Genomic DNA, 13,063 nt, shown 5'->3' on the forward strand with positions numbered 1-13,063 from the left:
TGCACCTGCGGGTTATTGGGTGTTCTGCACAAACGTCGGGTTGATCGCCGCGCTGTAGTCAGGCAGCAATGCCGGGATTTTCTTTTGCGCTTTCAAAAACTCGGCCGTGGCGGCCAGTGCCTTGGCCGCGCCACCGCCCAGCCACGCCGGACCGGCCTGCTCGCTGGCCAGCGGGAACTGGTACAGCGCCAGTACCGGCGGCACTTCTTCAGGCTTGGCCCCGGACTGTTTGGCCACGTTGATCACCTGCGGCGATTCTGCGGTCCAGGTTTTCGGGGCTGCGACGTAGTTCGCCGTGCTGTCTTGCAGCACCTGGGTAAACGCCTGCATGCCGGGGCCGTTGGCGGCAGCGAACTGCTTGTCCACCACCAGGCCGTCGAAAGTGGCTTTGCCCCAATCAGTCAATTGGCCCGAGGTCAGCAACACATGGCCGCTTTGCTTGAGGCGGCCCAGGGCAGGGTCCCAGATAAACGCTGCATCGATATCCCCGCGCTCCCAGGCTGCCGGAATGTCCGAGGGTTGCAGGTTGATCACCTTGACCTTGCCGGTCAGGCCGAACTGCTCAAGGGCAAACAACGCATGGAAGTGGGTGGTGGAGACAAAGGGCACAGCGAGGGTTTTGCCGGCCAGGTCCTGCGGCGCGACGATGCCGCTGCCATTGCGTACCACCAGCGCCTCGGCGTCGGCGATGTTGTCGAGAATCCAGAACAACTGTGCGTCCACCCCGCGGCTAACGGCGGCAGCAATCGGGCTGCTGCCCGCCACGCCGATCTGCACATCGCCCGAGGCCATGGCCATCATCACGTCGCCGCCGCTGTCGAAGTTGCGCCATTTGATATCCCAGCCGGTGGCTTTCTCGAACTGCTTTTGCGCGATGGCGTCCTTCCAGGGTGCAAACATGCTTTGCACGCCGATGGTGACGGTCTGGGCCTGGGCGTTGGCCACCAGGGCCACGGCGGTCAGTGGCAACAGCACTGCGCGGCGGATCCATTTGTTCAGGGGCTTGAGCATGGTGAGACTCCGAGCTGGGGGGAGGTCTGTTTTTTGTCAGCCCGATCTTAGGCGCTGGCTCGGCGCTTGCTTTAGATCCAGTTGCTGCAAGCTGTGGTGCCAGGGGTCGTTGCAGGCCTTGTGGGACAAGGGCTGTAGCGCATCGGGTGCGCCATGACGGGGCGCCGGGCGAGGAGCTTGAACCATGTTGGAGCGTTATTTTCGGCCCTTCGAAGCTGGGCGGGGTTTGCAGGAGCAACTGCGCGAGAGTTTGCTCAGCGCGATCCTCGACGGGGCCATGCCGCCCAGTGAGCCGATGCCGTCCTCGCGCAAGCTGTGCGAGCTGCTCAAGGTGTCGCGCAATACTGTGGTGCTGGTGTACGAGCAGTTGGTGCAGGACGGTTACCTGATCCCGTCGGACCGGCGCGGTTACTTTATCAACGAGAAGTACCTGCGCCAGCAGCTCAATGTCAGCCTCAAGCCCGCCACGCAAAAAATCTTCGAGCGCCCCGACCATGCACCGGACTGGGAGGCACGCCTGCAAAGCAGTTCGTCGCAGCTGCGGGCTATCGTCAAGCCGCGTAACTGGCGTGAGTACCGCTACCCGTTTATCTACGGTCAGGTCGAGGCCGATGAGCAGACTGCTGCCCGCTGGCGGGACTGTTCGCGCATCGCCAGCACTGGCGCACATATGCGCAGTTGGGTCGATGACCAGGTGATGCTCGACGATCCGCTGTTGATTGAACAGATCGTGCAGCGCGTGCTGCCCAAGCGCGGGATCAGCGTATCGGCGCAGGAAGTGATGATCACCATCGGTACGCAGAACTCGCTGTATATGCTCGCCCGGCTGCTGGGCCGCCCGGGGCTGGTAATGGGGCTTGAAGAGCCGGGTTATGTGGATGCGCGCAACATCTTCGGCCTGAGCGGTTGTGAGCTCAAACCCTTGCGCATCGATCGCCAGGGGTTGGTGGTCAATGAGCAACTGGCGAATTGCGAGATGGTGTTTTGCACACCCAGCCATCAGTCGCCCACTGGCGTGACCATGCCGCTGTACCGACGCCTGGAGTTGATGGCCAGTGCCCGCGAGCGGGACTTCTTGATCATCGAAGACGACTACGAAAACGAGCAGAATTTCCTGGGCAGCAACCATCCTGCATTGAAGAGTTTTGATGACAGCGGGCGGGTGATCTATCTGGGCAGCCTGACCAAAAGCCTGCTGCCGGGTGTGCGGCTGGGGTTTATTGCCGCGGATGCCGAATTGATCCACGAGTTGCGCGCACTGCGCCGGTATATCTACCGGCATCCGCCGTCGAATAACCAGCGCACCCTGGCGCTGTTTTTATCCATGGGGCATTACGATGCCCATGCCCGGCGGTTGCGCGATCGGTTGGCGCGCAAGTGGCGGGTGATCAGTCGGGCAATGGCCGAACACCTGCCGCAGCTCAATGCCAGTGGCATGGCGGGGGGCTCGTCGCTATGGGTCAGTTGCCCGGTGGATGTGGATGCCTGGGTGTTGCAGCGGCTGGTGGCCAGGCGTGGTGTGTTGATTGAGCCGGGGGATATTCATTATTTGAGCGAGCAGCGGCCGTTGAATTGCTTTCGGCTGGGGTTCGGCGCGATTGCCGAGGAATTGATTGAACCGGGGATCATGGCGCTGGGCGAGGCGTGGCGGGAGATGCAGGCAGGATGATGTGGGAAGGGGGGGATGGTGTGGGAGCGGGCTTGCTCGCGATGCAGGCGATGCGGTTGCTCAGTCAAGCCGCGTTGCTGCCTTCGCGAGCAAGCCCGCTCCCACAGAGTGAGTGTGGCTTACAAAACCTCACGCCCCAGCGTGTCTTTCAATATGCCAAACATCCCGTCCAGATCGGCCCGCCCGGTCACCAGCGCCGGGGCAAAGATGATCGCGTCGCCGGTGGTTTTTACATGCAGCCCGGCGTCATACAGCGCCCGTTGCACCCGTGCGCCCTTGGCCCCCGGCGCATCCCCGGGCGTCAGTTGAATCCCGCTGAGCAAACCATAACCGCGCAAGTCGCTGACCTGCGGCAAGCCTTGCAACCCGCTCAGGCACTCCAGAAAATACGGCGCCAGTTGCGCGCCTTTGGCGAACAAGTCCTCGTCACGGTAGATATCCAGCGAAGCCAGCGCCGCCGCACAGGCCACCGGGTGCCCGGAGTAGGTATAACCGTGGAACAGCTCCGGGCCGCCGCCCTTGCTGGCATTGATCACCGTGTCGTAGACCGTCTCGTTCACTGCCACCGCACCCATCGGGATTGCCCCGTTGGTCAGGGCCTTGGCCATGGTGATGAGGTCCGGCTTCACATCAAAGCTCTGCGCTGCAAAGGCCTGGCCGGTGCGGCCAAAACCGGTGATGACTTCATCGAACACCAGCAAGATCCCGTGTTTGTCACAGATATCGCGCAGGCGTTTCAGGTAACCCGCCGGCGGCACATACACGCCGATGGAGCCGGCAATCGGCTCCACAAAACAGGCGGCAATGCTGTCGCCGCCGTGCATGGCGATGATCCGTTCAAGATCGCTGGCCAGGTCGGCGCCTTGCTGCGGTTCGCCCAACTGGTAGCGCTGGTCTTCCTGCCAGGTGTGGCGCATATGGCTGACATGGGGCAGGCCGCCGCTGGCGAAGGCCTGGCGGTTGCGCATCATTCCCGACAGCGCCACGCCGCCAAAATTGACGCCATGATAGGCCCACTCCCGCGACACAAAACGGGTGCGCTGGGCTTCACCGCGGGCACGGTGATAGGCCAGCGCAATCTTCATCGCGCTGTCCACCGACTCGGAGCCGGAGTTGGTGAAAAACAGCTTGTTCAGCCCCTCGGGCAGCAGTTCGCTCAAACGCTCGGCCAACTCGAAGGACAACGGCGAGGCGCGCTGGAAGTGCGGGGTGAAATCCAGGGTCAGCAATTGCTTGCACACCGCTTCGGCGATCTCGGTACGGCCATGCCCGGCGGCGCTGCAGAACAGACCGGAGCTGCCATCGAGCAGCTCGCGGCCTTCGGCATTCCAGTAGCGCACACCCTCGGCGCGGACGAACAACTGCGGTGCGCGCTGGAACTCGCGGTTGTCGGTGAAAGGCATCCATTGGTGGTTCAGATTCGTCGCCATGCGTGTCACTCCTGAGGCTCGGCCCGGTGCGGCCAGTTGCTCGCAGACTAGTCACGACCGGGGCCGATCCTTAGCTCCAGATGGGGTTTTCGATAGGGCCAGTTCTGGCCCCATCGAAAGCCCTCGCTGGATCTAAGTGCCGGGGTGTGCGGCTGACTACAGTGGCGCCATTGAGCACCCCGGAGCTGCGTATGAACCCTGAAGCAAGTTGGGCCCTGAGTGCGCTGTGTGTGCTGGTGGCGGCGGTGGTGCGCGGGCTCACGGGCTTCGGTTTTGCCGCGATTGCCGTGGTCGGGCTGGCGATGCTCGGGTCGTTGCAGCAGGCAGTGCCACTGGTGCTGTTTCTGGAGGTGGCGTCCAGCGTGATGCTGTTGCGCAGCGCCTGGCGTGAGGCGCATTACCCGCTGCTCAAGCGCCTGTTGCTGGCGGCCGCGTGCGGGGTGCCGTGCGGCATCTGGTTGCTGACCGGCATCGACAGCGGCGGGCTGACGGTGGGGGTGTACCTGCTGGTGGGCTTGCTGGCGATTATGGGGCTGGCGCGAATTCGCCTGCCGATGGGCGAGGGCCGCGCCGGTGCCTGGCTGGTGGGCGGCAGCAGCGGGGCGTTGATCGCCGCGTTCAGTATTGGCGGGCCGCTGGTGGTGGCATGGCTCAGCCACTGCGGGCTGCGGGCCCGGGCGTTGCGGGCGACGCTGATCATGTTCTTTTTTGCGGTCGATCTTGCGGCGCTGGCCGGGCTGGCGGCGGCTTCGGCCATCCCCTCCGGCACCGGCTGGCAAGCCTTGCTGATGCTGCCTGCATTGTTGCTGGGCTTGTGGCTTGGGCAACAATTGTTCGTGCGTATTCAGGCCGAACAGGCCGCCCGTTTTACCCAATGGCTATTGCTGGTGCTGGCAGGCGTTGGCCTGTTGGGCCGGGCGTGGCCCTGATCGATCCCGAGGAGCTGTTTATGATGCCGACTGTTTTTATCACCGGTGCCACGTCCGGTTTTGGCGAAGCCTGTGCCCGCCGTTTTGCCGCTGCTGGCTGGTCGCTGGTGCTCACCGGGCGCCGGGCCGAGCGCCTGCATGCGCTGGCCGATGAACTGTGCGCGCAGGCCAGAATCTTGCCGCTGGTAGTGGACGTGCGTGACCGCAGTGCGATGGAGCAGGCCATTGAACAACTGCCTGCAGAGTTCAGCACCCTGCGCGGGTTAATCAACAATGCCGGGCTGGCCTTGGGGACCACGCCAGCCCCCGAATGCTCGCTGGATGACTGGGAGACCATGGTGGATACCAATATCAAGGGCCTGCTGTACAGCACGCGCTTGCTATTGCCACGGCTGATCGCCCACGGCGCCGGGGCGGGCATCGTCAACCTGGGCTCGATTGCCGGTAACTGGCCGTATCCCGGCAGCCATGTGTATGGCGCGAGCAAAGCCTTTGTCCGGCAGTTCTCATTGAACCTGCGCTGTGACCTGCAGGGCACCGGGGTACGCGTCACCAACCTTGAGCCGGGCCTGTGCGAGAGCGAGTTTTCGCTGGTGCGCTTTGCCGGGGACAAGGCCAGATACGACTCGGTCTACGCCGGCGCCCAGGCGATTCAGCCGGCGGATATTGCCGAGACGATCTTCTGGATTCTCAACCAGCCGGCGCACATCAATATCAACAGCCTTGAGTTGATGCCCGTGAGCCAGTCGTGGAGCAACTTTGCGATTGAGCGGGCTTGAGCCCGGCTTTCCAGGGCGTGTACTCGACGCGATGGAAGGCGCTGGTCATGCCCTGGGTATTAGCTACAAAGCCCGGCATGGTGCTCATGTCCAGCTGCTTGCAGCGCTGGACCAGGCCGGCAAGCAAGGCATCGTCCTGCCTGAATTCGGACGGGCGCAAGGAATGCGGGTCCAGGCTGGCGGCACACTCGCGCACCTGCCCGGTGCTGTCCGTCATCATCATCAAAGTGGCGACGCCAATACTGTCGATGGGCAACGGGGCGAGCAGTTGGGTGAATAGAAAATCGTTTTGCGCCTTGTCGTGCAATGCGGCTTCGCGGCGTGCGCGGGTGTCCGGGGACAGCGCCACCAAGGGGTAAACCAGAACTGGCGCCACGACCCTTGCGGTTTTGGTCTCGGGGTCGATCAGCGACGAGGGCAGCTCGGGGAACACCGCTGTCCAGCAGATCGAGCGCAGATCCTCGGCCAGCTTGCGGTTGTAGGGGTAGATCCGGGCATCCACTTTCTTGTTGGGCAGCGTGCCACAGCCAATGATGCGGTTCTTGTCATCGAGGGTCAGCATCAGGTTGAAACTGCCGTCGCGGCCCTGGGTATTGGCCAGATCGCCTTCGCGGGCCAGCACCCTGCTGATCAGCTTTTCATACACATCGCGTTGCAGCGCCTGGTCTTTTTCCTGGGCCGCAGTGAGTTTGGGCGAGCGGTAGGAATCATGGCCGCCAGACTGGCAGCCGGCGAGTAGCAGCGCGGATAAAGCGAAGGTGAATGAGCGTATGAACATGACAATCCTTGTACAAGAGACAGGCCCGTTGCAGTCCTGAGGGCGTTTTGGCGGCGGGGAGTTTATCGTATTTAACGGGGTTGTTGCAGATGGGTTTTATTCGCGTTTGCGAGGCGTAGCACCCGTTAGACCGCGCAGCTACCCTCGCGAGCAAGCCCGCTCCCACAGGAGAGGATGTGGGAGCGGGCTTGCTCGCGATTTGTATTACTCAAAAATCAGCCTTGAGCGACATCACAAAGTTGCGCGGTTCACCGTAGAAGTTGCCGAACCCTTCGGTGCCAACGGTTGCGTAGTAGCGTTTGTCGAACAGGTTGTTGCCGTTCAGGGCCACCGACCAGGTGTCGTCGATTCGGTAGCCAATCCGGCCGTTCCAGATGGCGTAACCCGCCTGGGTAATGTCGTTGCCGCTGATGGGTGAAACCCGGTAGTTGCTGCTTTGTGCATTGACCCCGGCGCCGATCGTGACCCGTTCCAGAGCACCGCTCAGGGCGTAATCACCCCATACGCGCAGCAGATGGCGCGGCACATAGGAGTTGTAGGCCAGCCCGTCCTGGGCTGCATCGGCGTCTTCCAGAACCTTGGTCTGGGTATAGGTATAACCGGCCAGCAATTGCAGGCGCTCGATCACTTCACCGCTGACCTCGGCTTCAAAACCCTGGGCGCGAACCTTGCCGGAGTTCAGCGAGCAGCCACCGTCCGGGCACAGCGGGTCGGTCTGGGCCGCATCTTTCTGGACAGTACGGAACAGGTTGAATGAACTGTTGAGCCGACCGTTGAACCACTCGCCCTTGATCCCCAGCTCGTAGCTTTGCCCGATCAGCGGCTTGAGGGTCGCGCCGCTGATGGTTCGATAGCCGCCCTGGGGGGTGAAGATATCGGTGTAGCTGGCATAGGTGGTCAGGTTGTCGTTGAGGTCGAACAACAAGGCGGCAAACGGCGTGACTTGCCCGCTCTCTTTGGCCTCGGAGTACACCGGGGTGCCTTCGCCGCGCCAGTAGGAGATGGCGTCGTTGGTCGATGAGTACCAACTGACCCGGCTGCCCAGCACGAAGGTCAGCGGATCAGCCAGTTTCAAGCGGGCCAGGGAGTAGGCGCCGTACTGCTTGACGTGGATGTCCACCGGGCCGCCCCGTGAGGCATTGGCCAGGTAGTAGCTTTCATCGGGGCGCGGCAGGTTGTGGTTGGGGTTCAACACATTTTGACGATCTGCCAGCGCGGCCACGGCGTAGAAGTCATCCTTGTGCGAGCGGCTGGCGTTGGCACCCACGATCAGTTCGTGCTGCTGGCCAAAGGCGTCGAATTTACCGTCTACATAGGCATCGAAGCCGTAGTCGGTCTGGTTGTAGTCATAGATGCTGCCGAGCATCAGGGTGTTGCTGCTGATTGCGCCCACGGGCACCGCGCCGCTGGGGAAGGCGTACTCCATGTCCTGGGTATTTTTTGAATAGACCCCGGCCACCTTCAGTGCCCAGTCATCATTGATTTGCTGCTTGAGGTCCGCGAACCAGGTGGTGCGCTTGCTGCGCTGGTTGTTCCACGAGGTGTTCAGGCAGGTGGAGCGCTTGAGTTTCAGATCGCTGCCATCGGCATAGCGCGGCAGGCCGCCCCAGCAGGGTGTGGCGTCGACGTCTTCATAGGCCAGGCCCAGCCCCACGGTGGTGTCGGGGCTGAGGTCGAAGTCCAGTGCGCCGTAGTAGACCTGATCCTTGCGGGCGGCAACGTCATAGAAATACTGGCGGGTTTGTTGGGTCACGACCGCCCGGCCACGCAGGGTGCCGGCATCGTTCAGCGGGCCGCCGGTATCGACTTGCCCGCGGTAGTTGTCCCAGGTGCCGGCCGACAGCGCCAGTTGTGTGTGCGGGGTGGCTTCGCCGCGCTTGCGCACAAAATTCACCCCGCCTGCCGTGCCGCCGGCGCCTTTCATCATCCCGGCTGCGCCGCGCAGAACTTCGACGCGGTCATAGATCGCCATATCGCTGTTGAAGCTGTCGGCCTGTACATAGCTGCTGCCGATGTCCAGTGGCACGCCGTCGTACTGGTACTGGCCGCTCATGCGAAAGCCGCGGGAGTAGAAGTATTTGCCGCCCATGGGCGAGTCGTAGACGGTAATCCCCGGGGTTTTTTCCATCACCTGTTCAATGGTGTTGAGGTTCTGGTCGTCGAGCATTTTGCGGGTGATGACGGTGACCGATTGCGGGGTGTCTTTGAGCGTGTGGGCACCCTTGCCGATGGTGACGGCTTGCGCAGTGTAGGAACCCGAGCCTTCGGTAGTGGCGTCGAGGCTGCGCTCGGTCACATGGGTGGCACCCAGTTGCAGCGCAGCGCCGGTTTGCGGGGCCGGCTCAACGCTGAAATTGCCTTGCCCGGTGATGCGCAATTGCAGGCCGCTGCCGCGCAAAGCCGTGTCCATCGCTTGTTCGGCGGACATCAGGCCAATTACCGCCGGGGCCTGCTTGCCCTGCACCAGCACGGGCTCCAGCGAGACAATCCGGCCGCTCTGGCTGGCAATGGCATTCAGGCTGTTGGCCAGCGGGCCGGCGGGCAGGTTGAAGCTTATGTCCTGGGCCAGGGCAGGGCTGGCCAGGGTTGCCAGGGCAACGGCGACGCTAAGGGTGTGGGGCCACGGGTTGAGCACAGCATTCTCCTGATCGTGTGGAAGTCTCAGGAGATAGGTGGGCCGAGATCTGAAAACCGGACACGAATGCGATCAATTATCAAAAAAACTTTTCACCGGGGGGGCTTATGCGGGCCGAATGACGGTAAGCCAGGGGCTGTAGTGATCCACACGAATGGGCAGCGTTTCGGCCAGTGCCGTGAAGGCGCGTTCGGGGTTGTCCAGCGGGTATACGCCCTGTACCCGCAGGCCGCGCACCTCGGGGGCCAAGCGGACAAAACCGCGGGTATAGGGGCGCAGGGCCGCGACGACGTCTTCCAGCGGGTCATCCAGCACGTTGAGCCTGGCCCGCAGCCAGTCGGCACGATAGCGCTGGTCGCCGCTCATGGGCACGATGCTGCGCGGGTAGAGCATGGCCGCCTGACCTTCTTGCAGGTCGAGGGTCAGGCCGCTGAACAACCGGGCCTGGACGCTGTGCTGCAGCACCACCAGCCGGGTTGCCTGCTCCTGTTGGGCGACCAGAAAGCGCGTGCCCAGGGCACTGATTTCACCTTCGGCACTGCGCACCCGTAACGGGCGCTCGGGGTCGGGTGCCACCTTGATCACCAGTTCGCCGTGGCGCAGGATCACCAGCCGTTGCCGCGCAGTGAAGTGCAGGTCAACGGCGCTACTGGCGTTCAGGCTCAGGCGGCTGCCATCGGCCAGGTTGAAGTCCTGGCGCTGGCCGCGACCGGTGGACAGGTCCGCCAGCAGCGAGTCACCCAGCGGAGTGCTGGCGCCCAGCCATAAACCGCCGCCGAGCAGGCCCAGGCCGGTTATTGCACGCAGTGCGTCGCGGCGTGATGCCGAGGGTTGCAAGAGCAGTTGGCGGGCTTCCCCTGCCTGGCCCGGGAGGCGTTGCTCCAGCGTGCGCAGTGTGTTGAAGGAGCCGCCCAGGCGCCTGTGCAATTGTTCCCAGGCCTGGGCATGGGCCGGGTCCTTGGCCAGCCACTGGTTGAACCGTTCTTGCAGCGCGGCATCGGGCGTAGCGGCGCGCAGCTTGACCATCCAGTCGATGGTCTGCTCGCTCAAGGGGTCCAGACGTTGTTTGCTCACAGGCTGGCCTCGCTCAGGTAGCACTGGCGCAAAGCCTGTTTCATATAACGGCTGACGGTGCGTTCCGACAGCCCAAGCTTTTGCGCGATGGCCACATAGCTCAGGCCATCGAGCTGGCTGTAGAGGAAGGTGGCCTTGACGATCATCGGCAAGCCGTCGATGGCGCGGTCGATGGCCACCAGGGCCTCGATCAGTTGCAGTTGTTCCTCGGGGGACGGCGCTACGGCCTCGGGCAACAAGGCCAGACGATCCAGGTAGGCGGTCTCCAGCTTGCGCCGGCGATGGCGGTCGAACATCAGGCGCCGGGCAATGGTGGACAGGTAGGCACGAGGTTGCTCGATGCTGTCCGGGTCGACCCGTGCCGCCAGCATCTGGCAAAAGGTATCGGCGGCGGTGTCCTCTGCATCTGCGTGATTGCGCAGACGACGCTGAATATGTTGCAGCAACCAGCGGTGATGGTGGCTGAAAAAGAAGCCCAGCTTGTGAGTCGGGAGAGAGGGCACCGGTCGAGCTTCCAGATGTGAGTGCGAATCGTTCCCAATGGTAGCGGCAAGATGATGGCAACTGCAATCCCGGTGCGTAAATCCCTGTAGCCGCTGACGAGGAACGAAGGCTGCGATCGGTTGCGAAGCGACCGCAAAACCTGAGCACGGGATTTACCTGAAGAACCGCAGCGTCTGGTTTTACGACTGCTTCGCCACCGGACGCAGCCTCGTTCCTTCGCCAGTTGCTACGCAGGGAGGAGCTTTATCAATAGGCAAACACCTTGCGGTGCTTCTCTACAAAGTCCTCCCAGCTCACCGGCTGGCGCCCGGTGATCTGGCTGAAGTTGTCGAACGTCTCTTCCACGCCGGGGATCTGCCGTGCAGCCATGCGGGTGAAGTTGTCATGTACGCAGTTCATGTAAGCCATTTCTGCACCAGCCGCGCGCATATTCTCCACAAACACGTCAGGTGACTGTGCGTCATAACGAAATGGCTGGCCCAGCACCCGGCTCATGATCGCGGCGATATCGCCATAGGACTGCACATCGTAGCCCAGCCGATAGGTCTGGCCGGCATGCCTGTCCGGGTGCAGCAATGCTTGCGCAGCCACCCGGGCAACGTCTTCACCGTCGACCCAGCTGAACCGCGCATCGCCGGTGTACTGCTCGATCACTCCGTTGATGACTGCCCGGGTGCCATCGTAGCTGAGCAGGTTTTGCATAAAACACTCCGGGCGCAAATGGGTAAACGAGAACCCCGACCACTCGATGTAGCGCTCCACAAACTGGTGCCAGGCCCAGTGGCCGATGGTGGTGTCGTCCCGCCCGCACGCACCGAGATGCACCATGTGCTGCACGCCGGATTTTTTCGCCTGGTCGATAAATGCCTTGCTCTGGCGCAGCATGTCCACGGTGTAGCCGGTGACCAGCAGGGCGCGGTCGATGCCCTCCAGCGCCGGGGCCAGGGTGTGTTCTTGGTCGAAGTCCATGATCACGGTACGAATGCCCTGTGCTGCAAAGGGCTGCGCCTTGGCGTGGGAGCGCACGGCCGCGACCAGCGTAATGCTCTGGTCGGCTTGCAGGTTGCGCAGGGTGTCGCCGCCGATCTGGCCGGTGGCGCCGGTGATTAAAACGGTGGGTTTGTGCGAAGTCATAAATACGCCTGATGCTTGAGTAAGTTCTTGGTGTAAAAGCTTACTGGGGAACTGATGGCGTATTTACGATGCCTTTTACCTAATAAGATGAACTGAATTCACTAATGAGGGCCGTGCATGTTCGCTTCCGAGCGCCTGAAAGGGATCGATGTATTTGTCTGTGTCGCCGACTCGGGCAGCTTCAGGGCTGCTGCCGAGCGCCTGAACCTGACGGCCTCGGCGATCAGCAAGGGTATCGCCCGGCTGGAAGACAGGCTTGGGGTGCGCCTGTTCCAGCGCACCACGCGGCGCCTGGCATTGACTGATGCCGGTGCGGCTTTTTACCGGACCTGCACTGGGGTTCTGGCCGAACTGGAAGAGGCCGAGCTGGCCATGCAGGCCGACAATGCCGAGCCGCAGGGCAGGCTCCGCATTGATTTGCCAGCGGCCTTCGGGCGTTTGCAGGCGTTGCCGGTGATTTTGCAGTTTGTGCAGAAACACGCGCTGCTGCTGCCGCATATTTCCTTCTCCGACCGCTTTATCGATCCGGTCGAAGAGGGCGTGGATATCGTCGTGCGGGTTGGTGGGCCGGATATCTGGCCTGCGGCGCTGGAGCATCGCTTTCTGGGGCGCGAGCGGCATGTGTTCTGTGCTGCGCCGGCTTATCTGAACATTCACGGCACGCCTGTGACCGACCGCGATCTGGAGCATCACCAGTGTGTGGCCTATGGGCGGGCCGACGGCACCGTCAGCCCCTGGAACTTCGCGGGCAGCCGCCCTGGAGAGATCGAGCGCCGGGTAATGCCCGCCAGGTACATCGTGGGTGATGGGGAAGGGCAAGTGATGACAGTGCTGGCGGGGTGCGGCATCGCCCAACTGCCCACCTGGCTGATCAAGCAGCATCTGGCTGATGGTTCACTGGTGCAGGTGTTGCCGCATCTGGCGAGCGAGGGCCTGGCGATCAACCTGGTGTGGCCAAAAAGCCGCAAGGCCCTGCCCAAGGTCAGCGCCTTGCTTGATGCCCTGACAGCCGGGCTGATGCCGCTGGCTAATTAATTTGCGGGTTGCACCCGCCTTGTGGGAGCGGGCTTGCTCGCGATTGGATCAATGTGGTTTTAACGTGACACCGCATCGCCTGCAT

General features: G+C 62.6%; 11 protein-coding genes. 4 read left to right on the forward strand and 7 right to left on the reverse strand.

Annotated features, from left to right (window positions below; translation table 11 throughout):
• Positions 1 to 12: 12 nt before the first annotated feature.
• Complete coding sequence (gene tauA, locus AB3G35_RS07300; RefSeq protein ID WP_016779574.1) at positions 13 to 1,011, reverse strand: taurine ABC transporter substrate-binding protein; 999 nt, start codon at positions 1,009 to 1,011, stop codon at positions 13 to 15.
• A gap of 184 nt (positions 1,012 to 1,195) precedes the next feature.
• On the opposite strand from tauA, the gene AB3G35_RS07305 reads away from it, so the two are divergent.
• Positions 1,196 to 2,680 (forward strand): PLP-dependent aminotransferase family protein, encoded by a 1,485-nt coding sequence (locus AB3G35_RS07305; RefSeq protein ID WP_106117215.1) that lies wholly within the window; start codon positions 1,196 to 1,198, stop codon positions 2,678 to 2,680.
• A gap of 119 nt (positions 2,681 to 2,799) precedes the next feature.
• Here the strand turns inward: AB3G35_RS07305 and AB3G35_RS07310 are convergent, their stop codons facing one another.
• Positions 2,800 to 4,110 (reverse strand): aminotransferase class III-fold pyridoxal phosphate-dependent enzyme, encoded by a 1,311-nt coding sequence (locus tag AB3G35_RS07310; RefSeq protein ID WP_106117214.1) that lies wholly within the window; start codon positions 4,108 to 4,110, stop codon positions 2,800 to 2,802.
• A gap of 191 nt (positions 4,111 to 4,301) precedes the next feature.
• Here AB3G35_RS07310 and AB3G35_RS07315 point away from each other — a divergent pair, with 191 nt between their 5' ends.
• Together AB3G35_RS07315 and AB3G35_RS07320 are read left to right on the forward strand one after the other, a co-directional pair.
• Complete coding sequence (locus tag AB3G35_RS07315) at positions 4,302 to 5,039, forward strand: sulfite exporter TauE/SafE family protein (RefSeq protein WP_106117213.1); 738 nt, start codon at positions 4,302 to 4,304, stop codon at positions 5,037 to 5,039.
• A 20-nt stretch (positions 5,040 to 5,059) separates the two neighbouring features.
• Positions 5,060 to 5,818 carry an SDR family oxidoreductase gene (locus tag AB3G35_RS07320; protein WP_369782431.1) on the forward strand — a complete coding sequence of 253 codons (759 nt, stop codon included), beginning with the start codon at positions 5,060 to 5,062 and terminating at the stop codon, positions 5,816 to 5,818.
• Here AB3G35_RS07320 and AB3G35_RS07325 read toward each other — a convergent pair.
• From AB3G35_RS07325 to AB3G35_RS07345, 5 genes are all read right to left on the reverse strand, one after another.
• Positions 5,754 to 6,596, reverse strand: coding sequence for a hypothetical protein (locus tag AB3G35_RS07325; RefSeq protein ID WP_106117212.1), 843 nt, complete (start codon positions 6,594 to 6,596; stop codon positions 5,754 to 5,756). The genes AB3G35_RS07320 and AB3G35_RS07325 overlap by 65 nt on opposite strands.
• A 208-nt stretch (positions 6,597 to 6,804) precedes the next feature.
• Complete coding sequence (locus tag AB3G35_RS07330) at positions 6,805 to 9,231, reverse strand: TonB-dependent siderophore receptor (protein WP_369782432.1); 2,427 nt, start codon at positions 9,229 to 9,231, stop codon at positions 6,805 to 6,807.
• 105 nt (positions 9,232 to 9,336) lie between these two features.
• Positions 9,337 to 10,305 (reverse strand): FecR domain-containing protein, encoded by a 969-nt coding sequence (locus tag AB3G35_RS07335; protein ID WP_369782433.1) that lies wholly within the window; start codon positions 10,303 to 10,305, stop codon positions 9,337 to 9,339.
• Positions 10,302 to 10,808, reverse strand: coding sequence for a sigma-70 family RNA polymerase sigma factor (locus tag AB3G35_RS07340; protein WP_083369788.1), 507 nt, complete (start codon positions 10,806 to 10,808; stop codon positions 10,302 to 10,304). The genes AB3G35_RS07335 and AB3G35_RS07340 overlap by 4 nt, the downstream gene beginning before the upstream one ends.
• Positions 10,809 to 11,055: 247 nt before the next feature.
• On the reverse strand, positions 11,056 to 11,943 hold the full coding sequence (locus tag AB3G35_RS07345; RefSeq protein WP_016779586.1) for an SDR family oxidoreductase: 888 nt from the start codon (positions 11,941 to 11,943) through the stop codon (positions 11,056 to 11,058).
• Between the two features lie 117 nt (positions 11,944 to 12,060).
• On the opposite strand from AB3G35_RS07345, the gene AB3G35_RS07350 reads away from it, so the two are divergent.
• Entirely contained in the window at positions 12,061 to 12,978 is a 918-nt protein-coding gene (locus AB3G35_RS07350; protein WP_169905368.1) for a LysR family transcriptional regulator, read from the forward strand.
• Positions 12,979 to 13,063 lie beyond the last annotated feature (85 nt).

Origin of the sequence: Pseudomonas sp. WC2401 (genome assembly GCF_041200115.1) — a bacterium.
Taxonomy (GTDB): domain Bacteria; phylum Pseudomonadota; class Gammaproteobacteria; order Pseudomonadales; family Pseudomonadaceae; genus Aquipseudomonas; species Aquipseudomonas fragi.

Bases quoted from the DNA above. Each gene is read 5' to 3' on its own strand.
- tauA (WP_016779574.1), bottom strand. From the start codon at position 1,011: ATGCTCAAGCCCCTGAACAAATGGATCCGCCGCGCAGTGCTGTTGCCA.
- AB3G35_RS07305 (WP_106117215.1), top strand. From the start codon at position 1,196: ATGTTGGAGCGTTATTTTCGGCCCTTCGAAGCTGGGCGGGGTTTGCAG.
- AB3G35_RS07310 (WP_106117214.1), bottom strand. From the start codon at position 4,110: ATGGCGACGAATCTGAACCACCAATGGATGCCTTTCACCGACAACCGC.
- AB3G35_RS07315 (WP_106117213.1), top strand. From the start codon at position 4,302: ATGAACCCTGAAGCAAGTTGGGCCCTGAGTGCGCTGTGTGTGCTGGTG.
- AB3G35_RS07320 (WP_369782431.1), top strand. From the start codon at position 5,060: ATGATGCCGACTGTTTTTATCACCGGTGCCACGTCCGGTTTTGGCGAA.
- AB3G35_RS07325 (WP_106117212.1), bottom strand. From the start codon at position 6,596: ATGTTCATACGCTCATTCACCTTCGCTTTATCCGCGCTGCTACTCGCC.
- AB3G35_RS07345 (WP_016779586.1), bottom strand. From the start codon at position 11,943: ATGACTTCGCACAAACCCACCGTTTTAATCACCGGCGCCACCGGCCAG.
- AB3G35_RS07350 (WP_169905368.1), top strand. From the start codon at position 12,061: ATGTTCGCTTCCGAGCGCCTGAAAGGGATCGATGTATTTGTCTGTGTC.